The organism is Streptomyces sedi, from assembly GCF_006335015.1.
Lineage (GTDB): Bacteria > Actinomycetota > Actinomycetes > Streptomycetales > Streptomycetaceae > Streptomyces > Streptomyces sedi.
Map to the genome: position 1 here is coordinate 147,877 of NZ_VDGT01000008.1, position 26,499 is coordinate 174,375.

At 73.3% G+C, this 26,499-nt stretch carries 20 protein-coding genes; 11 read left to right on the top strand and 9 right to left on the bottom strand.

The window, feature by feature from the left end:
• Window positions 1-22: 22 nt before the first annotated feature.
• The gene (locus tag FH715_RS12955; protein WP_139644648.1) at window positions 23-1,711 is read right to left on the bottom strand and encodes a DUF885 domain-containing protein; all 1,689 of its coding nucleotides are present in this window, start codon (window positions 1,709-1,711) and stop codon (window positions 23-25) included.
• Window positions 1,712-1,753: 42 nt separating this feature from the next.
• On the opposite strand from FH715_RS12955, the gene FH715_RS12960 reads away from it, so the two are divergent.
• Window positions 1,754-4,963 (top strand): ATP-binding protein, encoded by a 3,210-nt coding sequence (locus FH715_RS12960; protein ID WP_246108716.1) that lies wholly within the window; start codon window positions 1,754-1,756, stop codon window positions 4,961-4,963.
• Window positions 4,964-5,027: 64 nt separating this feature from the next.
• On the opposite strand, the gene FH715_RS12965 is transcribed toward FH715_RS12960, so the two are convergent.
• The 4 genes from FH715_RS12965 to FH715_RS12980 form a co-directional block, all read right to left on the bottom strand.
• On the bottom strand, window positions 5,028-5,912 hold the full coding sequence (locus tag FH715_RS12965) for an ABC transporter permease (protein ID WP_139644653.1): 885 nt from the start codon (window positions 5,910-5,912) through the stop codon (window positions 5,028-5,030).
• Window positions 5,909-6,964 (bottom strand): ATP-binding cassette domain-containing protein, encoded by a 1,056-nt coding sequence (locus tag FH715_RS12970; RefSeq protein WP_139644655.1) that lies wholly within the window; start codon window positions 6,962-6,964, stop codon window positions 5,909-5,911. The genes FH715_RS12965 and FH715_RS12970 overlap by 4 nt, the downstream gene beginning before the upstream one ends.
• 163 nt (window positions 6,965-7,127) lie before the next feature.
• Window positions 7,128-7,733 (bottom strand): NADPH-dependent FMN reductase, encoded by a 606-nt coding sequence (locus FH715_RS12975; protein ID WP_246108717.1) that lies wholly within the window; start codon window positions 7,731-7,733, stop codon window positions 7,128-7,130.
• A 135-nt stretch (window positions 7,734-7,868) separates the two neighbouring features.
• Window positions 7,869-10,517, bottom strand: coding sequence for an ATP-dependent Clp protease ATP-binding subunit (locus tag FH715_RS12980; protein WP_211367598.1), 2,649 nt, complete (start codon window positions 10,515-10,517; stop codon window positions 7,869-7,871).
• A 755-nt stretch (window positions 10,518-11,272) separates the two neighbouring features.
• On the opposite strand from FH715_RS12980, the gene FH715_RS12985 reads away from it, so the two are divergent.
• From FH715_RS12985 to FH715_RS12995, 3 genes are all read left to right on the top strand, one after another.
• Window positions 11,273-12,238 carry a 1-aminocyclopropane-1-carboxylate deaminase/D-cysteine desulfhydrase gene (locus tag FH715_RS12985; protein WP_139644657.1) on the top strand — a complete coding sequence of 322 codons (966 nt, stop codon included), beginning with the start codon at window positions 11,273-11,275 and terminating at the stop codon, window positions 12,236-12,238.
• 67 nt (window positions 12,239-12,305) lie between these two features.
• On the top strand, window positions 12,306-13,151 hold the full coding sequence (locus tag FH715_RS12990; RefSeq protein WP_139644659.1) for an alpha/beta fold hydrolase: 846 nt from the start codon (window positions 12,306-12,308) through the stop codon (window positions 13,149-13,151).
• Window positions 13,152-13,364: 213 nt separating this feature from the next.
• Window positions 13,365-13,952 (top strand): DUF5919 domain-containing protein, encoded by a 588-nt coding sequence (locus tag FH715_RS12995; protein WP_170184717.1) that lies wholly within the window; start codon window positions 13,365-13,367, stop codon window positions 13,950-13,952.
• A 53-nt stretch (window positions 13,953-14,005) separates the two neighbouring features.
• On the opposite strand, the gene FH715_RS13000 is transcribed toward FH715_RS12995, so the two are convergent.
• The gene (locus FH715_RS13000) at window positions 14,006-14,338 is read right to left on the bottom strand and encodes a hypothetical protein (RefSeq protein ID WP_139644661.1); all 333 of its coding nucleotides are present in this window, start codon (window positions 14,336-14,338) and stop codon (window positions 14,006-14,008) included.
• A 258-nt stretch (window positions 14,339-14,596) separates the two neighbouring features.
• Here FH715_RS13000 and FH715_RS13005 point away from each other — a divergent pair, with 258 nt between their 5' ends.
• The gene (locus FH715_RS13005) at window positions 14,597-15,025 is read left to right on the top strand and encodes a tellurite resistance TerB family protein (RefSeq protein WP_246108718.1); all 429 of its coding nucleotides are present in this window, start codon (window positions 14,597-14,599) and stop codon (window positions 15,023-15,025) included.
• A gap of 132 nt (window positions 15,026-15,157) precedes the next feature.
• On the opposite strand, the gene aspS is transcribed toward FH715_RS13005, so the two are convergent.
• Entirely contained in the window at window positions 15,158-16,936 is a 1,779-nt protein-coding gene (gene aspS, locus FH715_RS13010; protein WP_139644663.1) for an aspartate--tRNA ligase, read from the bottom strand.
• Window positions 16,937-17,067: 131 nt separating this feature from the next.
• On the opposite strand from aspS, the gene FH715_RS13015 reads away from it, so the two are divergent.
• Window positions 17,068-19,290 carry an ATP-binding SpoIIE family protein phosphatase gene (locus FH715_RS13015; protein ID WP_139644664.1) on the top strand — a complete coding sequence of 741 codons (2,223 nt, stop codon included), beginning with the start codon at window positions 17,068-17,070 and terminating at the stop codon, window positions 19,288-19,290.
• A gap of 33 nt (window positions 19,291-19,323) precedes the next feature.
• Here FH715_RS13015 and FH715_RS13020 read toward each other — a convergent pair whose 3' ends face one another.
• Window positions 19,324-20,322: an ArsR/SmtB family transcription factor gene (locus FH715_RS13020; RefSeq protein WP_139644666.1), complete on the bottom strand. Its 999-nt coding sequence runs from the start codon at window positions 20,320-20,322 to the stop codon at window positions 19,324-19,326.
• 183 nt (window positions 20,323-20,505) lie between these two features.
• On the opposite strand from FH715_RS13020, the gene FH715_RS13025 reads away from it, so the two are divergent.
• Window positions 20,506-21,501, top strand: coding sequence for an alpha/beta hydrolase (locus tag FH715_RS13025; RefSeq protein ID WP_246108719.1), 996 nt, complete (start codon window positions 20,506-20,508; stop codon window positions 21,499-21,501).
• 49 nt (window positions 21,502-21,550) lie between these two features.
• A complete protein-coding gene (locus FH715_RS13030) occupies window positions 21,551-22,291 on the top strand; it encodes a C39 family peptidase (protein WP_139644670.1) in 741 nt (246 codons plus the stop codon).
• A gap of 115 nt (window positions 22,292-22,406) precedes the next feature.
• Here the strand turns inward: FH715_RS13030 and FH715_RS13035 are convergent, their stop codons facing one another.
• The gene (locus FH715_RS13035) at window positions 22,407-23,390 is read right to left on the bottom strand and encodes a TetR/AcrR family transcriptional regulator C-terminal domain-containing protein (RefSeq protein ID WP_139644671.1); all 984 of its coding nucleotides are present in this window, start codon (window positions 23,388-23,390) and stop codon (window positions 22,407-22,409) included.
• 188 nt (window positions 23,391-23,578) lie between these two features.
• Here FH715_RS13035 and FH715_RS13040 point away from each other — a divergent pair, with 188 nt between their 5' ends.
• From FH715_RS13040 to FH715_RS13050, 3 genes are read left to right on the top strand one after another with little or no spacing between them, the layout of a single operon-like run.
• Window positions 23,579-24,823, top strand: a complete 1,245-nt coding sequence (locus FH715_RS13040; RefSeq protein WP_139644674.1) for an FAD-dependent monooxygenase — start codon at window positions 23,579-23,581, stop codon at window positions 24,821-24,823.
• A gap of 11 nt (window positions 24,824-24,834) precedes the next feature.
• On the top strand, window positions 24,835-25,287 hold the full coding sequence (locus tag FH715_RS13045) for a VOC family protein (protein ID WP_139644676.1): 453 nt from the start codon (window positions 24,835-24,837) through the stop codon (window positions 25,285-25,287).
• Window positions 25,288-25,308: 21 nt separating this feature from the next.
• Complete coding sequence (locus FH715_RS13050; RefSeq protein ID WP_211367600.1) at window positions 25,309-26,367, top strand: hypothetical protein; 1,059 nt, start codon at window positions 25,309-25,311, stop codon at window positions 26,365-26,367.
• Window positions 26,368-26,499: the final 132 nt, after the last annotated feature.

Below are 26,499 nucleotides of genomic sequence, written 5' to 3' on the forward strand. Positions count from 1 at the left end.
GGTGGACGGTTCCCGTCAAGGATCACAGCGCTGCCAGTTCCCGTTCCAGGTCGTCCAGGCCCAGGGAGCCCAGCGACAGCGCCGCCATGTGCCAGCGGCGCGCGTCGAACGTGGCGCCGGCGCGGCGCCTCGCCGCCTCGCGGCCGGCGAGCCAGGCGCGTTCGCCGAGCTTGTAGGTGATGGCCTGCCCCGGCATCCCCAGGTAGCGGACGATCTCCGACTCGGTGAACGCCGCGTCGTAGCCCGTGTGTCCCTGGAGGAACTCCGCGGCCAGCTCGGGGGTCCACCGTTCGCCTGGGTGGAAGCTCTCGCCGTCGGGGATGCGCAGCCCCAGGTGCATCCCGATGTCGATGATCACCCGGACCGAGCGCATCATCTGGGCCGAGAGATAGCCGAGTCGGTGGGCCGGGTCGGCGAGGTATCCCAGCTCGTCCATGAGGCGCTCCGCGTACAGGGCCCAGCCCTCGGTCGTGGCGCTGACGGAGCCCAACGTCGCCTGGAACATGGAGAGTTGGTCGGCGACGTGCACCCACTGGGCCAGTTGCAGATGGTGTCCCGGCACGCCCTCGTGGTACCAGGTCGAGACCAGTTGCCAGGTGGGGAAGCGGGTGGCGCCCCTGGTCGGCAGCCAGGTGCGGCCGGGGCGGCTGAAGTCCAGCGTGGGGCGCGTGTAGTAGGGCGCGGCGGCGCTGCCGGGCGGGGCGATCATGGACTCGACCCGTCGCACGGGCTCGGCCAGGTCGAAGTGGACGCCGTCGAGTTCGGTGATCGCCCGGTCCATCAGCCTCTGGAGCCAGTCGCGTATCGCCTCCACGCCGTCGACGGTCTCGCCGTGTTCCTCCAGGTGGCGCGTGGCGGCCAGCGTCGACCCGCCCGGCAGCACCCGTTCGGCGACCGCGCGCATCTCCGCGCCGACGCGGTGGAACTCCGACCAGCCGTACGCGTAGGCGTCGTCCACGTCGAGCACGGCGCCGGTCCAGGTGCGGGCGCCCAGCAGATAGCGTGCGCGGCCCACCGCGTCGGGGGTGCCGTCGACGGCGGGGAGGTAGGTGTCGGTGAGGTAGCGGCGCAGCCGCTCCAGCGCCTCGGAGGCCGTGTCGGCGGCGCGCGTCAGCTCCTCGCGCAGCGGCTCGGGCCCTTCGGCGACCAGCGTCCGGTACCAGTCGGCGGCCAGCAGTTCGCCCTGCTGCTCGGCCATGACCCGGACCTGCCGGGGCGCGGCCGGCAGCCCGCGCGCGAGGCCGGCGTCCAGGCTCTCGGTGTAACCGGACAGCGACAACGGGACCTCGCGCAGCCGGGCGGCGAGGGCGGCCCAGTCGTCGGGGGTCTCCTTCGGGGACTGGATCAGCGTCGAACGCAGTTGGGTCACGGGGGAGAAGAGGTTGCTCACCTGGCGCAGGTGCTCGCCCGCCTCGTGGGTGTCCAGCTCGGCGGTGAGGCGTTCGCGCAGCAGTTGGGCCGCCCGTCGTTCGACGGCGGGCAGTGGTGTGCCCGCCGCCGCGTGGGCCTTCTCGGCCTCGGTCTCGGCCTCGGTCAGCCGCCCGAGGGTGGCTCGGCGGGCGTCGGCGATCGCTTCGAGCCCGTCGGGCGAGTAGTCGGGGAGCGAGGTGTCGCCGGGGCGGATGCCGAGCGCGGAGCCGACCGCCGGGTTGAGGTCGGCCATCGTCTCGACATGGGCGTCGGCGACAGACCGAGGAGAGGGAGTCCGCATTGTGTCATCCTCATACAACGCGGGACGCAACGGAAGGCACAAGTGTTCGATCAGCTGATCGGTCGGGAGCACGCTTCCGGGTTGCTCGGGGCCGAGGTGGCCAGGACGGCGGCCAGCCACGGCGGGCTGGTGCTGGTCGCGGGGGAGCCGGGCATCGGCAAGACCGCGCTGGTCACGGACGTGGCGCGGGAGGCGGGCGGGCACGGGTTCCTGGTGTTGGGCGGTTCCTGCTGGGACGCGGAGAACGCCCCGGGCTACTGGCCGTGGACGCAGGTGCTGCGTGCGTTGCGTCGGCTGGTGGACGGGGAGGAGTGGGCGGAGTTGGAACGCGCCTCGGCGCACGCCCTGGGCGCGCTTCTCGCCGACCCGCGCCCCGACGACGCCGCCGACCGCGACGACTTCGCGCTCTTCGACGCGGTGACCACCGCGCTGGTCACCGCGTCCCAGCGGCGCCCGCTGATGGTGGTCGTCGACGACCTGCACTGGGCGGATGCCGCCTCGTTGCGGCTGCTCCGGTTCGCTGCCCAACACACCTGGTTTGAACGGGTGTTGCTCGTCGGCACCTACCGTGACGCCGAGGTGGAGCCGGGTTCGGAGGGCGACGCGGGCCATCCGCTGCGGGAGGCGATGCTGCCGCTGCTGGCCAGGGCCACCACCGTGGCGCTTGAGGGGCTCGACGAGGCGGGGGTCGGCGACCTGATCGCCCGCACGGTGGGCCGGCGGGCCGAGCCGGCGCTGGTCGCCGAGGCGCACCGACGCACCGGCGGCAACCCGTTCTTCGTCGAGCAGACCGCCAGGCTCTGGCAGGGCGGCGGCGCGGTCGACACGGTCCCGCCCGGCGTGCGCGACGTGGTGCGCCGGCGGGTGGCGCTGCTGTCGCCCGAGGTGGCGGAGCTGTTGCGGCAGGCGGCCGTGCTGGGGCGGGAGTTCCACCGGCAGGTGCTGGCCGCCGCGTTGGGCACCCCGCCGGCCCGCGCGGAGCGGCTGCTGGGGCAGGCGGTGGCGGCCAGGCTGGTGGTTCCGCGCGCGGACGGCGGGTTCGCGTTCGGGCACGACCTGGTGCGCGAGACGCTGTACGCCGCGCTGGACGAGCCGGGGGCGCGTCGGCGGCACGCCGCCGTGGTCCGCGCGCTCGACCGGCGCCCGGCGCTCGCCGACCGGGTGCCGCCGGCCGACCTGGCGCGCCACGCGCACCTCGCCGGCGACGAGGTCGCGCCGGCGCGCGCCCTCGCGCTGCTGCGCGCCGCCGCGGCCGACGCCAGCAGGAGGCTGGCGTTCGACGAGGCCGAGGGCCATCTGCGGCGCGCCCACGAGCTGGCGGCCGGCGTCGATCCGCACCGGCGGGTGCTGCTCGGCCTCGAACTGGCCGAGGAGTTGGCCGGCCGCGCGGAGTGGGAGGGCGCCCGGCCCTATGTGGAGCGGGCGTTGGCCGAGGCGGCGGAGCTGGCCGATCCGATGCTCTCGGCGCGGGTGGCGCTGACCCTGCACCAGTCGCGGGTCGCGCGGCACGGACTGGCCAGGGCCGCGTTGCCGGGGCTGTTGGCCGAGGCGCACCGGGGGCTGCTGCCGGTCGCGCCCGAGGGCCCGCCCGAACCGCCGGCCGACCCGGCGGCCGTGGACCGTCTCGCCGGGGAGCTGGCCGTGCGGGTCTCCGTCCTGGGCCGGCGCGGCCAGGACGACGACGCGTTGGCCTTCGGGCTCTCCGCCCGCCACGCCGCGATCTGGGGTCCCGGCTCGGCGGCCGAACGCGCCGTGCTGAACGAGGAGTTGATCGTGCTGTCCCGCCGCACCGGGGACGCCGACGCGGAGCACTTCGCGATGGCGCTGCGCTGGGTGGCGCTGGTCGAGCTGGGGGACCCGGGGTATCTCGGGCAGCTGCGGGAGTTCACGATGCTGGCGGAACGGCACGACCGGCCGCGGTTCGCGCTCTCCGCACTCGTGGACCGCGCGGTGATCGCCTTGTTGCACGGCGCGTTCGAGGAATCGGCGCGTCTTCAGGCCGAGGCGACGGCGTCGCTGCGGGAGCGCCAGGACCGCTGGTACCACCGGTACGCGCTCCAGCTGACCTGGTCGCGGCTGCTGCTCCAGGGCCGGCTGGACGAGGTGGACACGGTGCTGGCGGGGATGGCGGAGGTCGGCTACCGCTATCCGGAGCTGCTGGAGGGGATCACCGCGGTGCACCGGGGCGATCTCGACACGGTGCGCCGGTCGTTGGCCACCGCCGGCGAGGGGGAGCGCTATCCCCGGCACGTCTGGGCGCTGTGGCTGCGGATGCGCGCCCAGTGCGCCGCCGCGCTGGGCGATCCGGAGCGGTGCCGGGCGGCGGTCGCCGCGTTGACGCCGCTGGCCGACCAGTGGGGCGTCTCGTTCTACGGCTTCGACGTGAGCGGGCCGTTCGCGCTGTGGCTGGGGGAGTTGGCGGCGGCGCTGGGCGACTGGCCGGAGGCCGTGGAGTGGTGCGCCGCCGCCGCTTCGTCCGCCGACCGGATGCGGGCGGAGCCCTGGGCCGTCGAGGCGAGGCTGCGGCAGGCCGAGGCGGTGCTGGCCGTCGGCGGGCCCGAGGCGCCGGAGGAGGCCGAGGCGCTGCTGCGCCGGGTGGGCGAGGCCGCGGGGCGGCTGGGGATGCGGGGGATCGACGCTCGGGTGGCGGCCGTGCGGGAGGGCCGCGCGCGGCGGGTGGCGCGGGTGGAGGCCGAGTTCCGCAGGGAGGGCGCGGACGGCGCGGTGTGGACGCTGCGGTTCGCGGGGCGCACCGTGCGGATGCCGGACGCCAAGGGGCTGCGTGACCTGCGGGAGCTGCTGACCAGCCCGGGCGCCGACGTGCCGGCGACGCGGCTGCTGGACCCGGCGGGCTGCGCCGAGTTGGTGGCGGCCCGCTCCTTCGGCGGCGACCCGGTGCTGGACGACACGGCCAGGGCGGCGTACCGCCGTCGGCTGACGCAGCTGGACGCGGAGATCGACCGTGCCGACGCCGCGGACGACGACCTGGCTGCCGCCCGGCTGGACGCCGAACGGACCGCGCTGGTCGAGGAGCTGCGCGCCGCCGCCGGCCTCGGCGGGCGCGCCAGGCGGCTGGGCGACGAGGCGGAACGGGCCCGGAAGACCGTCACCGCGCGGATCAGAGACACGCTGCGCCGGCTGGACGAGCGCCACCCCGAGCTGGCCGCGCATCTGCGGGCTTCCGTCACCACCGGCGCCACCTGCGGCTACCACCCGGCGGACGGGGGCGGGCCGGTGGCCTGGCGGCTGTGACCGCCCGCGGCCCGCGCCCCCCGCGCGGGCCGCACGCGGCGCCGGAACTTCCCTCCGCGCGGGGCTACTTGCGGTTGTAGAGCCGCATGGTGAGGGTGCCGAAGACCGCTATCAGCACGCCGGCGGCGACGAAGACCCACAGGAGCTGGCCGGCCTCCACGTTCCCGTTCATCAGCCCGCGCACGGCCGCGACCAGCCGGGCCACCGGGTTGACGTCGACGAATCCCTGGAGCCAGCCGGGCATGGTGTCGGGGGAGACCATGATGTTGCTCAGGAAGGTCGCCGGGAAGATCACCATCATGCTGATGCCCATCACGGACTTCTCCGAGCGCAGCAGCAGTCCGAACATGGTCCAGATCCAGGAGAAGGCGAACGAGAAGCCCACCAGCAGCAGGATCGCCAGCGTCACACCGACCGGTCCGCCGTCGGGGCGGTAGCCGAGGACCAGCCCCAGGGTGAGGATCACGACCGAGGCGAGGGCGTAGCGGAGCATGTCGCCCAGCAGGTAACCGACCATCGCCGAGGGGCGCCACACCGGCAGGGTGCGGAAGCGGTCGAAGACGCCCTTGGCGATGTCCGTGTTGACCGCGACGCCGGTGTACATGGTGGTCATCACCACGCTCATCACCATGATCCCCGGCAGCAGGAACTGGAGGTACTCGCTGGTCGAGCCGGCCAGCGCCCCGCCGAAGAGGTAGGTGAACATCAGCGTCATCATGACGGGGAAGACCGTGACGTCGAACAGCTGCTCGGGCACGTGCTTGATCTTCAGCATGGCTCGCCAGCCGAAGACCGTCGACGCGGTCAACGGGCTCGGCCTCGGGGGGCGTTCGGCCGGGGCGAGCACGGCGGCCAGGGTCGCGCGGTCCGGCTCGAAGCCGTCCGCGGCCTCCGCCGTGCCCGCCGCCCGCTCGGCGTCGGTCGTGGTGGTCTCCGCGGCGGTGCTCATGCCACGGTCTCCTTCCGGTCTGCGGACCGCTCGCGGTCGCTGGTCTCGGTGGCCCCGGCCGGGTCGTCGGCCGAGCGTGCTGGCTGGGTGGGCTTGCCGGTGAGGGCGAGGAAGACCTCGTCCAGGCTGGGCTGGCCGAGCGAGAAGTCGTCGACGACGATCCCCGCCGCCGCCAGCTCGCCCAGCGCGGCGGCGGCCCGCTCGGCGGGCCCGCCTCCCGCGTCCGCCGGCACCCGCGCCGACAGCGAGACCGGGTCGGCGTCCAGCGCCACCTCGGTCCCCAGGCGGGTGGCCAGCACCTGGCGTGCCTTCTCCCTGTGGTCGGCCTCGCGCAGCCGGACCCGCACGGAGCCCGAGCCGACCGAGGACTTCAGCTGCCCCGGGGTGCCCTCGGCGATGACCCGCCCGGTGTCGATCACCGCGATCCGGCCGGCCAACTGGTCGGCCTCGTCCAGGTACTGCGTGGTCAGCAGCACCGTGGTGCCCTGCGCGACGACGGCCCGCACGATGTCCCACACCTGGTTGCGCGAACGGGGGTCGAGGCCCGTCGTCGGCTCGTCCAGGAAGAGCAGGTCCGGCGTGTTCAGGATGCTGGCCGCGATGTCCACCCGGCGGCGCATCCCGCCCGAGTAGTTCTTCACCTGCTTGTCAGCGGCGGCCGTCAGCCCGAACGCCTCCAGCAGCGCCGCCGCCCGCTCCCTGGCCGCCGGCTTCCGGTGGCCCAGCAGCCTGGCGAGGAGTATCAGGTTCTCCGCGCCGGTCAGGTCCTCGTCGACCGAGGCGTACTGCCCGGTCAGGCTCACCAGCGAACGCACCCGGTCCGCCTCGGTGAGCACGTCGTGGCCGAAGACCCTGGCCTCGCCGCCGTCCGGGCGCAGCAGCGTGGCCAGCATCCGCACGGTGGTGGTCTTGCCCGCGCCGTTCGGCCCGAGCACGCCGTAGACCGTGCCCGTGGGAACGGCCAGGTCCACGCCGTCGACGGCGCGCAGCTCTCCGAAGGTCTTGACGAGTCCCGATGTCTCGATCGCCAACTCGCCCCTGCGCTCACTCATTCCAGTCCTCTCACGGATCGGGGGCGTGGAGCCCCGTGTCTCGGTGTCATCGCTGCGGTAGACCGCCGGGGTGAGCGGAACTCATCGCTCCCCCACGCATCGATTCGCATAAGTTTTCGATCGGGTGGCCCAGGGTAGGGGGCACCACTGACAACGGCCCCTCTCAGCTCACATAGGGGCGCCGCGCCTTCGCCTCCCGCAGGGCCAGCCCCCACCAGACCAGCTCCGCCAGCAGCCCGTCCGCCGCGCACTCCTGCTCGGGCCCGCCCAACGGGCCGTCCAGGTCGACGCTGACGGCGTTGCGGACCGTGACCGAGCGCAGCTCGTTGAAGACCAGCCGCAGCCCGGCCGCCGCGAGCAGGCCGCAGCCGCCGTGCCCGTAGGAGACGAACCCCACCGGCTTGGCGTGCCACTCGTCGTAGGCGTAGTCGACGGCCTGCTTCAGCGAGGCCGGATAGCCCCAGTTGTACTCCGGAGTGACCACGACGAACGCCTCCGCGCGGTCGATCGCCCCGGCGAACCTGCACATCTCCGCCGTCGGCTCCTCGGGAAACCGCGCGGGGAAGGCGTAGTCGACGAGGTCCACCGTCTCCACCCGCAGCCCCGCACGGCCGGCGGCCCGGGCGCGGAACCACTCACCCACGACCCCGCCCACCCGGCCCTCGCGGGTGCTGCCCAGCAGCACCGCGAGCCGCAGCGGCTCCGCCGTACCCTCCGTCGAGACCGCCACCGCCGTCCGCCTCCCCTCGTCCCGCTCGTTCTCCTCCACCCGCACCCACCAGGCGCGAGACGGCCCGCCAGATCGGATCTGGCGGGCCGTCCCCCTGCCCTGGCGGGCGGCGTCCGAACGGCGTCGGGCCGCCCCGCCCCGCGGCGGAACGGCCCGACGGCTCCTCCTCCCGGCCTACCCCTCCCCGTCGCCCCCTTCGCCGCCGGCGCCCTCCGCCCCGTGCCCGTCCCCGCCCCGCGTCGCGCGGAAGTCCAGCCGTCCGTCCGCGACGTCCACGGTCAGCGCGGTGTGCGGAATCAGCTCCCCGCGCAGCAGCCGGCGGGACAGCTCGTTGGTGACCTCGCGCTGGATGGTGCGCCGCAGCGGCCTGGCGCCGTACTCCGGCTGGTAGCCGCGCTCCGCCAGCCAGTCGACCGCGGCCGGGGTGAACGTGACCGCGACGTCCTGCGCGTGCAGCCGGTGCCGGGTCTCGTTCAACATCAGGTCGGTCACCTCGCGCAGCTGGGCGCCGCTCAGCTGGCGGAAGATCACGATCTCGTCGATCCGGTTCAGAAACTCCGGCCTGAAGTGCTCACGCAACGGCTTCAGCACCCGTTCCCTGCGCTCCTCGTCGCCCCCCTCCGCGTCACCGCGACCGAAACCGGCCCTCGGGCCTCGCGAACTGATCGCTTCGGAACCGAGATTGCTCGTCATCACGATCACCGTGTTGGTGAAGTTGATCCGCCGCCCCTGCGCGTCGGTCAGCCGGCCGTCGTCCAGCACCTGGAGCAGGATGTTGAACACGTCCGGGTGCGCCTTCTCCACCTCGTCGAGCAGCAGCAGCGAGTACGGGTCGCGGCGCACCGTCTCGGTCAGCTGGCCCGCCTCCTCGTGCCCGACATAGCCGGGCGGCGCCCCCACCAGCCGGCTGACCGTGTGCCGCTCCTGGTACTCGCTCATGTCCAGCCGCACCATCCGCTCGTCGCTGCCGAAGAGCGCCTCCGCCAGCGCCCTGGCCAGCTCCGTCTTGCCGACCCCGGTCGGCCCGAGAAAGAGGAAGCTGCCGATCGGGCGGTCCCCGCTGGCCAGCCCCGCGCGGGAGCGCAGCACCGCGTCCGCCACCGCCGAGACCGCCTCGTCCTGACCGATCACCCGCGCCTTCAGCCGGCCCTCCAGGCCCAGCAGCCGGTCCCGCTCCTCCTGGGTGAGGCTGCTCACCGGGATGCCGGTCCCCCGCGAGACCACGTCGGCGATGTCGTCCACCGTGACCTCGGCGATCCGGTCCCTGTCCTGCTGCCCGCGCCGGCCGCGCTCCTCGACGCGCCGCTCCAACTCCGCCAGCCGATCACGTAGTTCGCTGGCCCGTTCATAGTCCTCCGCGGCCACCGCCTGGTCCTTGTCGCGGCCCACCTGCTCCTGCTCCCGCTGGAGCGCCCGCACGTCGCCACTCGCCGTCGAGGCACGCATCCGCACCCGGGCGCCCGCCTGGTCGATCAGGTCGATCGCCTTGTCCGGTAGGAAACGGTCGGTGAGATAACGGTCGGAGAGCTGGACCGCCGCCAGCAGCGCCTCGTCGCTGTACCGCACCTGGTGGTGCGCCTCGTAGCGGTCCCGCAGCCCGCGCAGGATCGTCACCGCGTCCTCGGTCGTCGGCTCGGGCACCAGAATGGGCTGGAAACGGCGGGCCAGCGCCGCGTCCTTCTCGATGTACCGCCGGTGCTCCTCCAGCGTGGTGGCGCCGATGACATGCACCTCGCCCCTGGCCAGCGCCGGTTTGAGGATGTTGGCGGCGTCCATCGAGCCGCCCTCGCCGCCCCCGCCGCCGGCGCCCACCACCGTGTGCAGCTCGTCGATGAAGACGATCACCCGGTCCGACTGGGCGCGGATCTCGTCGATCAGCCCCGTCAGCCGCTCCTCGAAGTCACCCCGGTAACGGGTGCCGGCGACCAGCGCGGAGAAGTTCAGCTGCACCACGCGCCGCCCCAGCAGCACGTCCGGCACGTCGCCCTCCGCCATCCGCTGCGCCAGCCCCTCCACGACCGCCGTCTTGCCGACGCCCGCCTCGCCGATCAGCACCGGGTTGTTCTTCCCGCGCCTGGCCAGCACCTCGACGGTCTGCTCGATCTCGGCCTCCCGGCCGATCACCGGGTCGATCTCGCCATCCCGAGCGAGTTCGGTCAGATCCCGTCCGTAACGGTCCAGGTTGGGCGTGCGCCCGCCCCCGGCGCCACCGTCGCGCCCGGCCGCACGCGCCCCGGCGCCCCGTTCGGCGTTCGCGCCGCCCTGCGCGCCGGGCGGCGGGCCCGCGGCCGAGGCCCCCGGATCGAACCTGACCGCGTCCAACGCGCGCCCCGCCGACGAGTCCTTGTTGGCCGCCAGCGCCAGCAGCAGATGCTCGGGCCCGATGTAACGCGCGCCCGAGGCCAGCGCCACCCGGTGCGCGTCCAACAGCGCCCGCTTGGCCGCCGGGCTCACCGAGATCGACGTGCGCGTCGGCCCCTCGCCCGCGTGGCTGTCGATCTCCTCGGCCAACGCGTCGGGGTCGGCGCCCGAACGCGCCACCATCGAACGCGTCGGCTCGGCGGCCAGCGCGGCCCGCAGCAGATGCTCGGTGTCCAGGTCGTCGCTGCCGTGCTCGGCCGCGTAGGAGGCCGCGCCGGACACCAGCTGCCACGCCGGCTCGCTCATCAACCGCAGAAAGTCGCGGTGCCCGCCGTCGCGGCGCGGGCCGGCCCCGCCGCCCCCGCCCCCGCCGGGCGGGACACCGCCGCCGCCGAAGAGACGCGCCAGATACTCCCCCAGCGGATCGCGGCCGAAGTCGTCAGGACCCAAGGGACTCGTCATCGCTGCCACCCGTAGGCCGGCGCACCGGCCGAATCGCTCGCTGGAACAGTGCCAGCGCCGAGTTCCCCCAACCCGCCCGCCCCACACCCAGGGCCTCCCGGCGGGCCGTGGACGACGACGGTGCCGTAGCGGTCGCGGTGGGTGGTCGGCGTGAGCCCGGTCGGTGGGTTGCTCGACAGCGGTGCCGGGTGGCCTGGGAGGGGTGTCGTCCTCGCCCCGGTGTGTGGTTGCTCGCGCAGTTCCCCGCGCCCCTGGTCGGGGCTGGCGTGTGCGGATAGCCGCAGGTCAACGCTCGCCGGCGACGGGCTGAGGGGCGCGGGGAACTGCGCGGTGCATGGGTGGCGGGCCGCAGACGACCACGGCGAGGTACCACGACGGTGGGCGGTCGCCCGCAAAACCCCCGGAGGGCTACGCGTGGGGCGGCGAGCAGGCGCTGCTCGACTGGCAGGAGTAGCCCCTGCCCTTGCAGTGCCAGCAACGGTGGGGGGCCACGACACCCTCCGCGTCACCGTTGTTCGAGAGGTAGAACGTCTCCTTGACGTCCATCCGCTGACCGCCGCAGCCACGGCACTGCGGATGGGGGCCAGGGCATCTGAACTGCCATCTTCTGGTCACGACGGGGTGGCCTTCCGTATCGGTGGGGGCGATTCGGTGGGGCGATGCGGCGACGCGGGCCCGTGGGGGGCACCGCTCGCGTCGCTCCTACCCGCTCCCAAGGCGACGGATTCCTGTCCGTACTTCGTACGCTTGTGCAGATGTTGTCGACGTCCCTCACACCGCGCTCCCCCACACCGCCCTCCCCCGTGCAGCCCGTCGTGGAGCCGCTGCTGGAACGGGCGGGGGTCACGTTGCGCCTGAAGCGGGACGACCTGATCCACCCGTTGGTCTCCGGCAACCCCCACGTCTCCGGCAACAAGTGGCGCAAACTGCGCCCCAACCTCCGCGCCGCCCGGGCCGCCGGCCACCACCGGCTGCTGACGTTCGGCGGCGCCTACTCCCACCACCTGACCGCCACCGCGTCCGCCGCCCGCGACGCCGGCTTCGCCAGCGTCGGCCTGGTGCGCGGCGACGAACTCGCCGACCGCCCCCGCAACCCGGCCCTCGCCGCCGCCGAACGCGACGGCATGGAACTGTTCTTCCTCACCCGCGCCGAGTACCGCGCCACGCTCCGCGCGCTCCGCGACCCCGACACCGCCCGGGCCACCACCGACCGCCTCACCGCCCGCTTCGGCCCCGCCCATGTGCTGCCGGAGGGCGGCTCCAACGCGCTCGCCGCGCACGGCGCCGCCGAGATCGTCACCGAACTCGCCGACCTCGGCCCGCGGGACGTCGTCTGCTGCCCCGTCGGCAGCGGCGGCACGCTGGCCGGCATCGCCGCCGCCCTCCCGCCCGGCGCCCGCGCCCTCGGCGTCGCCGTGCTCAAGGGCGGCGAGGGCTATCTGGAGTCCGAGGTCACCGCGCTCCACCGGGCCGGCTGGAACGGGCGCACGTTCCCCCGCTGGGAGATCGACCACGCCCACCACGGCGGTGGATACGGCCGGATAACGCCCGAACTCGCCGCGTTCACCGACCGGTTCGAGAACGACCACGGGCTGCGCCTGGAACGCCGCTACGTCGCCAAGGCCCTCAGCTGCCTGTACCACCGCGCCGCCGGCGGCGGCTTCCCGCGCGGCACCCGCCTCACCCTCGTCGTCACCGGCGCGCCGGGCCCCTGCGACTGAACGCGCACCGGCGGATGCCAGGATCGGGGGCGACCTACCCCACCGAGCAGCGAAGAGAGCACCACCGATGACCCAGGGCTGGGAACTGTCCGAAACCTACGAGAGCACCTCGGGCCAGGTGCGGTGGCAACGCCTCGGCCCCGCGACCGCCCCGCCCGTCGTCCTGCTCCACGGCACGCCGTTCTCCTCCTACGTCTGGCGCGGCATCGCCCGCGCGCTCGCCGTCGACCACCGGGTGTACGTCTGGGACATGCCGGGCTACGGCAGCTCCGCGAAGTTCGACGGGCAGGACGTCTCCCTCGCCGCCCAGGGCCGGGTCTTCCGCGAGCTGCTCGACCACTGGGAGCTGGCCGAACCCCTCGTCGCCGCCCACGACTTCGGCGGCGCGGTCGCGCTCCGCGCGCACCTCCTGCACGGCGCGCGCTACCGCCGCCTCGCGCTGGTCGACCCGGTCGCGCTGGCGCCCTGGGGGTCGCCGTTCTTCCGCCTGGTCGGCGACAACACCTTGGTCTTCGAGCAGCTGCCGCCCAACCTCCACGGCGCGCTGGTCCGCGAGTACATCACCACCGCCAGCAGCCCGGGACTCCACCCGGCCGTCCTCGAACGCCTCGCCACGCCCTGGCTCGGCGACGAGGGCCAGCCGGCCTTCTACCGCCAGATCGCCCAGGCCGAGCAGCGCTTCACCGACGAGATCCAGGAGCGCTACCCGACCCTCGACCTGCCCGTCCACATCTGCTGGGGCGAGGACGACACCTGGATCCCCGTGGCCCGCGCCCACCAACTCGCCTCCCTGATCCCCGCAGCCACCCTCACCCTCATCCCCGGCGCCGGCCACCTCGTCCAGGAGGACACCCCAGCCGAACTCACCGCCGCCCTCCGCACCTTCCTCACGGCGGCGGAGGACACCGACTGAGGGCGCGGCACGACGGCATCCTCGGCGGTACGGTGCGAGAGCGCCCCAACGTCCCCTGAAGTGCCTTGAACAGCTCCTTGCGTACTGCTATGGCTGACGCCGGGCTCTCGCCGCGTCAGCCGGCGTTGCGGGTGGGAGGCCGACGACGGCTTGGTCCCGGACGCGCGAGACCGCGAGGACGCCGCAGCGGCGGCATGGGGAGTTGAGGCAGAGATGTGGCGGCCCAGGAGCCTGAGCGACGTCGTGAGGAACAGCGTCAAGACCGGGTCGGACCGGGAGATCGTCCGCAGCTACCCCTACCGTTCGGCCTGCCCTTCGTCCGTCTGGGGGGAGTTGACCGAGGGCGCCTCGCAGGACATCACCCTGGCCGGGTTCACCAACTACTTCCTCTGGCTGGACCAGCCCGCCTACGTGGACACCCTGCGCCGCAAGGCCGAGGGCGGCTGCCGCGTGCGGTTTCTGCTGGGGGACCCCGAGGGTGAGGTGACGCGCCAGCGGGAGGCCGTCGAGGACGTGGCGCTCACCGTCTCGACCCGTATCCGGATCACGCTGGAGCACCTGGCCAAACTCGGCGAATCCCCGGGTGTCGAGGCCCGCTTCTCGGCCGCTTCGGACGCCACCAACCACGTCTCGCTCTCCGTCTTCCGCTTCGACCGCGACGCGTTGGTCACCCCGCACCTGGCGCGCGTCGTCGGCCACGACTCACCGATGCTGCACCTGCGCCGCCAGGCGGAGCGCGGCCTGTTCGACCGGTTCGCGGACCACGTCGAGGAGTTGTGGGAACGCGGGAGGGAAGTCTGAACGGCAACCGTGACGCCCCACGGCAGCGACGCGACCGCCACGAGCGTCATCGGTCACCCGAAGTGCTTCACGACCGTCGCGGGAGGAGAGCCGTCCCGGACCCACCCGGTCAGGACATGCGCCGCGACGCGTGAGAACTCCTCCCGGCTGTAGCCGTGGGTCTCGCGGTCGAAGTAGTCGTCGTTCTCGCCCGGGGCGATCTCCATGTTCCCGGTCTCAAGGGACATCTCGCAGAAGTCATCGGGGATCCCTTCGGGCGTGGCCGAAAGCGTCCGCTGTCCAGCCGTGTCGAGAACGAGGTGGAACTCTCGCTCTCCACCGTCGAGGCGGACGTGATACAGGTGGGCGTCGCCCGCACCGCTGATCAGCCTGGCGCCGAAAGACATCACGGTGAGGACCTCCCCTCGCCGGGCGTCGGGCCACGGTTCCTGTCCACCGGTGACCAGTCAGACGCCCTCGCCGCGTTCCCGCAGGATCCCACCCCCGCATCCCGCCACCCCCGCGCCCACCGGAGGTGGGCCGTGGCCGCTCGGCGGATGGACTACCGGGGGGTAGCCGGAATAATCGCTTCAGCGGGGGAGTCGACCGTGAGGTCCGGGGCCGGGTGGCGGCCCGACGGTGCGAGGGGGTTGGGTGATCGAGGAGTGAGCAACGAGATCCATGACTGGCTGGCCCAGCGGAAGGCCGCGTTCCGTGGCGCGCCCTACCGGGACGCGAGCATGGCGATGTGCGCGTTGGTGGCCACGGCCGACGGTTCGGTGCATCCGGCGGAGCGCAAGCGCGTCGAGTCGCTGATCGAGGGGCACGAACGGCTGAAGCACTTCCCGCCGGACCAGCTGCTGAGGCTCTTCAACCGGCACATCGACCGGCTGAGCGGCGACTTCCGGCGGGCGAGGGGCGGGGTGCTGCGGGAGATCGCGAAGGTCAGGGACCAGCCGGCGCTGGCCAGGGCCGTGATCCGCACGGGGGTGGTGATCGCGGGCGCGGACGGGCACTACGCGCACGCGGAACGCCAGGTGATCCACGAGGTCTGCCAGCTGCTCAACGTCTCCCCCACCGAGTTCGGCCCCTGACCCGCGCCGGGGCGGCGCCCGACCGGAGCGCCACCCGCCCCGACGCGAATCAGGACCCGAAGTCATACGAGCGCGGGGGCCCCGGCGCGCGCACGCGCGCCGGGGCCCTCCCGCCGTACAGCAACCGCGTGCTCAGCCCTGCTTCGGGGGCTTGCGGACGCTGAGGTGCAGCTCCTTCAGCCGGGCCTCGTCGACCTCGTTGGGGGCGCCCATCAGCAGGTCCTGCGCGTTGCCGTTGAGGGGGAAGGCGATGGTCTCGCGGATGTTGGGCTCGTCGGCCAGCACCATCACGATGCGGTCCACGCCGGGCGCGATGCCGCCGTGCGGCGGCGCGCCGAAGTGGAACGCGCGGAGCATCCCGCCGAACTCCGCCTCCACCTCCTCGCGCGAGTAGCCCGCGATCTCGAACGCGCGGTACATGATCGCCGGCTCGTGGTTCCTGATCGCGCCGGAGGACAGCTCGATGCCGTTGCAGACGATGTCGTACTGCCAGGCCAGGACGTCCAACGGGTCCTGCTTCTCCAGCCCTTCGAGCCCGCCCTGCGGCATCGAGAACGGGTTGTGCGAGAACTCGATCGCGCCGGTGTCCTCGTTCCGCTCGTACATCGGGAAGTCGACGATCCAGCAGAAGCGGAAGACGTTCTCCTCGAAGTGGCCGGCGCGCTTGGCGGCCTCGACGCGGACCGCGCCCATGATCTTCGAGACCTCGTCGAAGGCGCCGGCGCCGAAGAAGACGGCCGTGCCGGGGCCGGCGGAGAGCCGCTCGGTGAGGGCTGCGACGTTCTCCTCGGTGAGGAACTTCGCGATCGGGCCCGTCAGTTGGCCGTCCTCGCCGACCCGCACCCAGGCCAGGCCCTGCGCGCCCTGCGCGACCGCGAACTCGCCGAGCTGGTCGAAGAACTTGCGCGGCTGCCCCGCCGTGTCCGGCACCGCGAGGGCCCGCACGTGCTTGTCGGCGAACGCCTTGAAGCCGGAGCCGGCGAAGACGTCGGAGACGTCGACCAGTTCGAGCCGGGCCCGCAGGTCGGGCTTGTCGGAGCCGTACTTCAGCATCGCCTCGCGGAACGGGATGCGCGGGAACGGCGAGGTGACGTGGCGGCCCTCGCCGAACTCCTCGAACAGCTCGGTCATCAACCGCTCGATGACCCGGAAGACGTCCTCCTGCTCGACGAAGCTCATCTCGACGTCGAGCTGGTAGAACTCGCCGGGCGAACGGTCGGCGCGGGCGTCCTCGTCGCGGAAGCACGGCGCGATCTGGAAGTAGCGGTCGAAGCCGGCGACCATCAGCAGCTGCTTGAACATCTGCGGCGCCTGCGGCAGCGCGTAGAAGGTGCCGGGGTGCAGCCGGGAGGGCACCAGGAAGTCGCGCGCGCCCTCGGGCGAGGTCGCCGATAGGATCGGCGTGGACATCTCGGTGAAGCCCTGCTCGGTCATCTTGGTGCGGATCGCGGAGATCACCCGCGAGCGCAGCATGATGTTGCGGTGCATCCGCTCGCGGCGCAGGTCGAGGAAGCGGTACTCCAGCCGCCGCTCCTCGTTGACCCCGTCGTCCGCGTTGATGGTGAACGGGATCTGGTCGGCGGCGCCCAGCACCTCGACGTCGGCGACCTCGACCTCGATCTCGCCCGTGGCCAGCTCCGCGTTGACGTTCTCCGCGCCTCGGGCGACGACCCGGCCGTCGATCCGCAGCACGGACTCCTTGCTCAGCGAGCTGAGCCGCTCCTGCACCTCGCCGGCGCCGGGCGCGTCCGGGTGGACCACCAGCTGGGTGATGCCGTAGTGGTCCCGCAGGTCGACGAAGAGGATGCCGCCCAGATTCCGGCGATTGTGCAGCCAGCCGGCCAGCCGGACGTCCTTGTCGATGTCCGCCGAACGCAGTTCGCCGCAGGTGTGGGACCGGTACCGATGCATCGTGAGTCCAAGTCGTCAACGAGATTCCGGGGAACCGCCTCAGACTACCGTTGCCCGCCCCGGTACCGCCCCGGCGTATCCCGCCCGGGGAAAGGCGGCGAAAGTGGCGGAAACGGCATAGATTCACAGATATGCGCACCGAGGACGTGCTGGCCGCCACCCGCGTCGGCACCTGGGCCTGGGACGACGCCAGGGGCGTGGTGACGGTCGACGCGGTCGCCGCAGAGTTGTACGGGTGGCCGCCGGAGCCCGCGAAGCTGACCGAGGCCGCGGTGCGGGCGCGCATCCATGTCGAGGACTTCGCCAAGATCGAGCGCGTGCTGGCGCTGGCGGCCAGCGAGGGCGGCGGGCGCGTGGTCAGGGAGGTCGAGTACCGGCTGGTCGACGCCCACAACGAGGTCACCTGCCGGTTGCGCAGCAGGATGCGGATCATCGAGCCGGGCGAGGGGCCGGGGAGAAGCGGCGAGGGCGGGGAGCGGGCGGACGGGGCCGGTTCGCCCGCCGTGGTCGGCACGGTGACCCCGGTGCGCTCCTCGGACCGGCGTGAGCCGGGCGGCGACTGGGAGACGGCCAGGGCCAGGGAGACCTTCGTGCTCCGCACCGGGCAGGCGCTCTCCGAGGCCAACAGCGTGCGCGAGGTGCTGCGGGTCGTCGCCACCCTCTCCATGCCGGGCTTCACCCCCGACGGGGTCGCCGTCTTCGACCGCGAGGGCGACCGGCTGCGGCTGCTCGACTACCAGGGGCGGCCGATGGACTTCTACCACCTCGGTTTCCCGATGCCGATGGAGACCCCCTACCCGGGTACCGAGGTAATGCGCACGGGTCGCGCGGTCTATGTCTCCTCGCCCGAGGAGTACGCCAGGCGCTACCCGGGGATCTGGCCGGTGATCGCGCCGCTCCAGCGCCATGCCTGGGCGTTTCTGCCGCTGGTGGTGGCGGGCCGCACCATCGGGGTCTGGCTGGCGGCGTTCGACTACGCGCTGGACTTCGACTGGGAGGAACGTTCCACGTTCTCCAGCATCGCCCGGATGGTGGCGCAGGCGCTCTCCCGCGCGACGCTCAACGACACCGAGCGCGAGCTGTCCGCCGACCTCCAGCACGCGATGGGGCCGAGCCCGATGCCCCGGGTCCCGGGGCTGGCGATCGCCGCCCGCTACGTGCCGACCGGCGCCGGGCTCCAGGTGGGCGGCGACTGGTACGACGTGATCCCGCTGCCCTCCGGCCGGGTCGCGCTGGTCATCGGGGACGTGCAGGGGCACGACGTGCGGGCGGCGGCGGTGATGGCGCAGCTGCGGATCGCGCTGCGCGCCTACGCGTCCGAGGGGCACCACCCGGACGCGGTGCTCAGCCGGGCCTCGCGGTTCCTCGCCTCGCTCGGCGAGAGCTCGGGAGGGCCGGGCCCGAGGGGGGACGGCGGCGCGGCCGGTGGGGGACGGGCGGAGCCGGGCGAGGAGCCGTTCGGTGAGGCGCGGTTCGCCACCTGCCTGTACGCGGAGGCCGACCCCGCCTCCGGAACGTTCGACATCGCGCGGGCCGGGCACCCCGAGCCCGCGGTGCTCTTCGACGACGGCGCGACGCAGCCGCACCCGACGGACGGCGGGCCGCCGCTGGGTGTGGAGCCTTCCCTCGACTACCCGGTGACCCGGCTCAGCCTCCAGCCGGGCGAGACGTTGCTGCTGTGCACGGACGGGCTGCTGGAGACGGGCGGGCGCGACCTGGACGCCGGCTGGGAACGCGTAGGCAGGGCCGTCGCCGGGGTGCCGGGCACGGGGCTTGAGCAGTTGGCCGACACGCTGCTGGAGTCCGTCGACCAGGTCGGGGCCGGGGGCGGGAGCGGGGCGGACGAGGACGCGAGCGCCCGCCCGCCGGGGGCGCACGGCAACGAGGACGACATCGCGCTGCTGCTGCTCCGCCGCGAGACACCGGGCGGCCAGGTGCCGCGCGGCGGGGTCCCGGCGCGCCGTTTCGTGCTGAACGTGGGCCAGTCCGAGCCGGCCCGCATCGCGCAGGCGCGCCGCCAGCTGGGGACGCTGCTCCACGACTGGACCGACTCGGACGTGGTGGACGGCGCGGTGCTGCTGCTCTCCGAGGTGCTGACCAACGTGCTCACCCACACGGACGGCGACGCGATGACGGTCGCGGAGACCGGCGGGCTGGTGGGTGACCGGACGCTGCGGGTCGAGGTGACGGACGCGTCCGACGCGCTTCCGCAGCGTCGGGAGCCGGGCGAACTGGCCTCTTCGGGGCGGGGGTTGCTGCTGCTGGAGGAGCTGGCCGACGCGTGGGGCGCGCAGCCGAGGGGGGCGGGCAAGACGATCTGGTTCGAACTGGGCGAACGCTCCGGCGCGTCCTGAGGCCGGGCCCGGACCCGCGCCCCCGGCGCCGCCTCAACGCGCCGGCGGCGCGAGCAGGTGGTGGCCGCGGCTGGTCAGGCGGTGGATCACGTGGGCGCCGTCGCGTCGGCTGTGGACCAGGCCCGCGTCGCGGAGCACCTTCAGATGGCCGCTGACCGACGGCGCCGGCATCCCGAGGCGCGCGGCGATCGAGCCGGTCGTCGAGGCGGCGGCGAGCGCGCCGAGTACCCGGGCCCGGCTGGCGCCGAGCAGCGCGGCGAGGGCCCGCGCCTGCCGGTCGGGCCGCGGCGGCGTCCCTGGCGGGCGGGAGACCGGGTAGACCACGACCGGCGGCAGCGCGGGGTCGGCGACGGCGATCGGCGTGGTGTGGCAGAAGAACGAGGGGATCAGCCGCAGGCCCCGCCCCCGCAGCCGCAGGTCGAGGTCCACGGGATAGGGCGCGGTGAGCACCGGGTCCCGCCAGGTGAACGGCTCCAGTTGGCCCAGCAGCGCCACCAGACCGCCCTCCAGCGCCGCCGCGCGCCGCTCCGCGTCGGCGGCGACGGTGGAGGCGACCCGGCTCCAGTCGGGCGCGATCAGCCGGGTGTGGATCTGGAGCACGGCGTCGGCGACCCGGTCGAGCAACCCGCGGTCGCCGGAGGCGAGTTGACCGGTCCACGGGGGCAGGTCCCGGTGCCTGGCCGCCTCGCGCAGCTCGCGGGCGAGCCGGGCGGCTGAGGTGGCGCGCAGGGTGTCGAGCCCGGCGGACATGCCCTCCTCCGACTCGGTGGGGGTCAGGAAGTCGGGGAAGTAGGGGGCGTCGGCCGGCGCCAGGTCGTTCAACAGCCGGCAGGCCGCGCGGAGTTCACCGCCCTCGCGGAGTCGTTCCGCCGCTCTCCGCCGCCACGGCCGGAGCGGGGGCGGGAGCCGGCCCGGGGGAGTGGACAGCACATGGAGCCCGAGGATCGCCTCCCACATCGGGTCCGCTGACTTCGCCAACTGGACGTAGCGGAAGTCGCGGTCCTGGAAGTGGATGCGCAGCACGCCGGGCATGGGCCGATGGTGGCGCTCTCCACCCGCGTCCACAAGGGGTGTTCGGCGGGGATCGAAAAGCGCGACCCCTCGTTCGGTTGTCGTGTACCTACCATTCCGGTGGCGTTTCCGCCCCGCACCTTCCCTTCCCCTTCCTTCCCGGAATCCGCTCCCCCGGATTCCCCCTTCCCCACGGAGGTCGCGTTGCAGAAGTCATCCCCGTCAGGGCCCTCCCGCAGACGGCTGTTCGGGCTCGCGGGCGGAGCCACCGCCGCGACCCTTCTCGGCGGCGCCGGCGTGCTCGCCTCGGCGACGGGGGCCCACGCGGCGAGCGACGGTTTCGGGCTGCGGATCGTGGAGCGCGGCGAGAACGATCCCCGGATGAAGTACTACCGCTTCGCCACCGACGAGATCGGCTGGGACCCCGCGGTCAACGTCCTCCTCCCCGACGACTACGCCAGCGGACGGCGCTACCCGGTGCTCTACCTCTTCCACGGGGGCGGCGTCGGGCAGGACTTCATGTCGTTCGACAGGGCCGGCATCCGCGAGCTGACCGCCGGCCGGCCGCTCATCGTGGTGATGCCCGACGGCGGGCCCGCCGGCTGGTACAGCAACCCGGTCCACTCCAACGCCGGCCCGCGCAACTGGGAGACCTTCCACATCGCGCAGCTGCTGCCCTGGATCGACGCCAACTTCCGCACCTACGCCGAGTTCGACGGGCGGGCGGTGGCCGGGTTCTCCATGGGCGGCTTCGGCGCGCTCAAGTACGCGGCCAAGTACTACGGCCACTTCGCCTCCGTCAGCTCGCACTCGGGCCCGGCCAGCCTCCGCCGCGACGCGGGGCTGGTCACCCACTGGGCCAACGTCTCCTCCGCGGCTGCCGAGTTGGCCGGCGGCAGCGTCTACGGCGTGCCGCTGTGGGACGAGCGCCGGGTCAGCGCCGACAACCCCGTGGAGCAGGTCGCCAGGTACGGCGGCAAGCGGGTCTTCCTGGTCGCCGGCACCAGCCCCGAGCCCGTGAACTGGGCGGACTGGGTCACCGAGACCCAGGTGCTCGCCGGCCAGCGGGAGTTCCGCGACCGCCTGAACGACGCCGGCATCGCCCACGAGCAGTACGAGGAGCCGGGCGGGCACCTGTTCCGCGCCCACATGTTCAGCCGCGACCTGGACGGCGTCGTCGCCCGGCTCCGCAAGGCGTGACCGACGCCAACGCCCCAGTCACCCCACAGGACTTCGACGGGAGAGCCCCATGAGAAGGAGAAACCTCGCGACCGCGCTGGCGACCGCCCTGGTCACCGGCGCCACCCTGGCCGCCATGGCCACCCCGGGCGTCGCGCAGGGCGCCCCGGCGCCGGCGACCGCCTCGGCCGCGGAGGCCGTCTCGCCGGAGACGTTCGCCACCACCGACGGCACCGCCCTGGTGAGCGGCCGGAACGAGCCGGGCACCCGCTTCCACGTGGAGGCCAGCGAGACCCGCGCCTCCAGGACGCTGGAGATCGACTACCAGGTCCAGGAGACCGGCTACTGGTGCGGCCCCGCCGCCACCCGCATCGCGCTCTCCGCCCGGATCGCCCCGCCCAGCCAGTCCGCCCTGGCCGTCCAGCTCGGCACCCACGTCGGCGGCACCGACCACATCGGCCAGGTCACGGGCGTGCTCAACGCCAACCTCGGCACCGGCTGGTACGAGACCAAGGAAATGCCCAACGACCCGCCGACGCAGGCCCAGAAGGACCTGCTGTGGCGCGACATCGTGCTGGACATCGACAACAACTACCCGCTGGTCACCAACATCGTCGCCCCGCCGGGCAACCAGCCCCCCGGCTACCCGCCGGGCCAGACGATCTACCACTACTTCACGGTGATCGGCTACGACGACGCCAACGGGACCGTGCTGATCGCCGACCCGGCCAGCTTCGGCGGCAACCAGATCTACTGGCTCTCCTTCGACCAACTGGCCTCCCTCGTCCCCCCGAAGGGCTACGCGGCCTGAACCCCCGGAACGCGTGAACGCGCCGACGGCCCCCGACCCTCCCGCGGTCCGGGGCCGTCGCGCGGCAACGAGACTGACGTGACGTCACACGACGGCACGCGACGTCACGCGACGTTCAGTGATCCTGCTCCCCGCCCGCGCTCCCGTCGCGCCCACGGTCGCCCAACAGCACGGCGAACCCGTCGAGATGGCGCGCGAGACCGTACTCGAACAGGGCGTCCAGGTCGGGCGCCGCGTCGTCCGAGAAGGTGGCGAGAAGCGGGAAGCGACCGCTGGTCAGCAACGCCCGGCGACGCGAACGCTGCGCCTCGGACCAGCGGTTCAACGACATGCCGCTGTTCCGTTCGGCCTGGGCCTCGTCGGCCTTGGACACCGCGATGGTGACGACGAACGCGTGCAGGGTGAGCGCCTCCTGGAGCCGGACGTCCATCGACAGGTCCAGCCCGTCGAGCGCGCGCAGCGTCCACTCGGTGTGCACCAGCATGTGGGGCACCAGGGCGGGGCGGGTGAAGGAGATGACCGGCGGCAGCCACAGATGCCGTCGGCACAGCCGCCACTGCTCGCGGGCCACGAGTTCGAGCTTGGCGCGCCAGCCGCGCGGGCCCGGCTCCGGCAGCGTGAGATCGCCGAAGACCAGGTCCGCCATCTGGGTCAACAGCTCCTCCTTGCCCGTGACATACCGGTAGAGGGTCATCGGGCCGAGGTCCAGCTCGGCGGCGAGCCGGCGCATCGTCAGCGCCTGGAGCCCCTCGGCGTCGGCGAGGTCGACGGCGGCCCGCAGGATCCGCACCCGCTCCCGTTCCGGCGCCTCGCTCTGCCGGGCGGGCGCGGCGGCGGAACGGCGGGCGGGGGCCGCCCGTTCACCGCCGGCGCCCGGGCTGACCACCGTGCCGGAGCCGACGCGCGCCTCGACCAGCCCCTCCTCCCGCAGCACGGCCGTGACCTTGGTGGCGGTCGCGATCGCCACGCCCCACCGCCGCGCGATGGCGCGAATGGACGGCACCCGCTCCCCGGGCGCGAGATCGCCGCTGGCGATCCGGGACCGGATCTCGGCCGCGATCACGCGGTAGGGCGGCTCGCCGCGCTGCGCTGACGACACGTTCCTCCTCCGTCGACATGGAACCCGCGCCCCACACTGCCACAGCCGGTGGACTAGTGCACTACCCCGTGAGTACTAGTCCACTATCCCCTTGCAACCCCTGGTTTTCCGGGTGTTCTGCTCCGTACGTTGTATCCAGAGCGCGCCGGAGAACGGCGTATCGACGTAGCCGCACGGAGGAAGGACGCATGAAGAATCGGGACATCCTCATCTCGGGGGGAGGCATCGCCGGGGCGACCCTGGCGCACTGGCTGCACCGTTACGGCTTCCGTCCGACGGTCGTCGAACGGGCCCCCGCCCCCCGCACGGGCGGCCACTCGATCGACATCCGCGGCACCGCCCGCCAGGTCATCGAACGCATGGGGCTCGTCGCGCCGGTCAAGGCCGTGCGCATCCCCAGCCGCGGCATGGTCTTCGTCAACGAGGCGGGGAAGCCGGCGGCGCGCATGAGCTCCGAGTCGTTCGGTCCCTCCGGCGGCCCCGTCGCCGAGTGGGCGCTCCTCCGCACCGACCTGGCCCGCATCCTGTACGACACGATCAGTGACGACGTCGAGTACATCTTCGGCGACTCGATCACCGAGGTGGAGCAGGACCGGGACGGCGTCACCGTCGCCTTCGAGAAGGGCGAGCCCCGACGGTTCGACCTGCTCGTCGGCGCCGACGGCGTGCACTCGACGGTGCGCCGACTGACGTTCGGCCCCGAGCACCGCTACGTGTGCGACCTCAACTCCTACCTGGCGCTGTACTCGATGCCCTCGCACATCACGCTGGACGGCTGGCAGTTGATGTACACCGTGCCCGGCGGCTCGGGCCGCTCCGGCAGAACGGTGGCCATGCGCCCGGTGGCCGACCCGAACAGGGCCATCGCCGGGTACTTCTTCCGCTCGCCGGGACTGCGGTTCGACCGGAGCGACGTCGCCGCGCAGAAACGGCTGGTCGCCGACCGTTTCGCGGACGTCGGATGGCACACCCCGCGGCTGCTCGAACAGCTCTGGGACGCCTCCGACTTCTACTTCGACCGGGTGGAACAGGTGCGGATCGACACCTGGTCGAAGGGCCGGACCGTGCTGCTGGGGGACTCCGCCTACTGCGCCTCCCCCATGTCGGGGATCGGCACCTCCCTCGCCCTGGTCGGCGCCTACGTGCTGGCCGGCCAACTCGCCCGCGCCGGCGGCGACCACCACGCGGGCGCCGCCGGATACGAGGCGGGGATGCGCGAGTTCGTCGACCGGGCGCAGGAGTTCGCCCAGACCTCGGGCGACGGCGGCCTGATGCCCGACTCGCCCGGCCGCATGTGGCTGCGGAACCAGTCGGTGCGGATGGTGCGGCACCTGCCCCGGCGACTCGTCGCCCGCGGCCTGGAGAAGGTCGCCGACACCGTCACGCTCGACGACCACACCGGCCCCCACACCCCATCCACCACCCACAAGTAAGGAAAAACACCATGCAGCTCAGCAGCTTCCTGTGGTTCGACGGCCAGGCCGAGGCCGTCGCGACCTACTACACCTCGCTCTTCGCCGACTCCGACATCCGGGACGTCCAGCGGGACCCGGAAGGCCGCGTCACCACGGTCGACTTCACCGTGGACGGCCAGCGCCTGATCGCGCACAACGGCCAGCCGCGCTACCCCCACAGCCGCGCCTTCTCCCTCTACGTCGAGGTCGAGACCCAGGAGGAGCTGGACGCGCTCTGGGCGAAGCTCGTCGACGGCGGCGAGGAGGGGCCCGGCGGTTCGCTCGTCGACCGGTTCGGGGTGACCTGGCAGGTCATGCCCACCTGCCTGCGGGAACTCCTCCGCGACGCCGACGCGGAGGTCGCCGACCGCGTTCTCAACACCCTGCACGCCATGACCAGGATCGACATCAAGTCCCTGGTCGACGCCCACGCCCAGCGATGACTGTCTGAGGGAAGTACCACCATGCACACCCGTCCCCCCACCGCCCCGCACGCCCGACCACCCACCACCCGGCCGGAACGCCGGCGCACGCACGCCGCGTTGACCCTGGCCTGTCTGACGACGCTGTGCGCGGAACTGACGTTCACGGCGGTCGCCGTCCCGGCGACCTGGCTGCTGCTGCCGCTGCTGGTGGTGATGTACGGGGCGGGCGTGCTGGTGATCCGCGAGGCGGTGGTCAGGGTCGGCGCCGGCTGGCCGGGGCTCGTGCTGCTCGGCCTGGCGTACCAGGTGACCGAGGACGGTCTCGGCCTCCAGGCGCTCACCAGCCCCGACATGTACGACGTCACCGACTGGAGCGTGCGCTCCCTCGGCGCCAACTGGTCCTACTGGGAGTCCCAGATCGGCGTGCACGTCGCGCTCAGCGTGCTGCTGCCGGTGATGCTCGCGAACCTGCTCTTCCCCGAGCTGCGCGAGCGCGCCTATCTCGACGGACGCGGCCTCGCCGTCGCCGGCACGCTGGCGGTCGTCGGAGTGCTGGGCCTGCGCGGCCTCGTCTCGGCGACGGAGGACCCCGGCTACCGCACCCCCTGGGGATGGACCCTGACGTATCTCCTGCTCATCGCGGTGCTGTCCTGGCTGGCCCTGCGAGTCGTGCCGCGGTACCGGGGACCGGAGAAGGCCCACGACCGTCGGCGGGCGCCGAAGCCCGTGGTGGTCGGCCTGGTCTCGGGCTATCTGACGATGGCCTTCCTGACCACGCTGATGCCGCTCGGCCTCGGCGAGGACATGCTGATGGGCGACCTGATGTCGACGGAGTCCCGGCTGTTCATCGGGGCCATGACCGCGGTCCCGTTCGCCTGGGTGGTCGCGCGCTGGCGGGGATCGGCCAACTGGTCCGACGCCCACCGCCTGTGGCTGGCCGGCGGCATCCTCGTCTCGCACACCGCGTTCATGATGCCGGCGTCGCTCGCCAGCGTCTTCCTGGGGCTGGGCACCCTCGTCCTGGAGGTCGTGTTCCTGGCGGCGCTCGCCCGGCGGGTGCGGCGGCGCTCAGCCGTGCCGGAGCCCCGGCACGCGTGAGACGTGGTCGGCCACGGTCCCCCGCACTCGGGACCGCGGCCGACCACCCCCACCCGGCCGGAGCCCCACCCGGGGCCCCGGCCGGGCCGCGGTCGTCCCGCGGCCCGGCGCCGCCGAGGCGCCGGGGGTAAC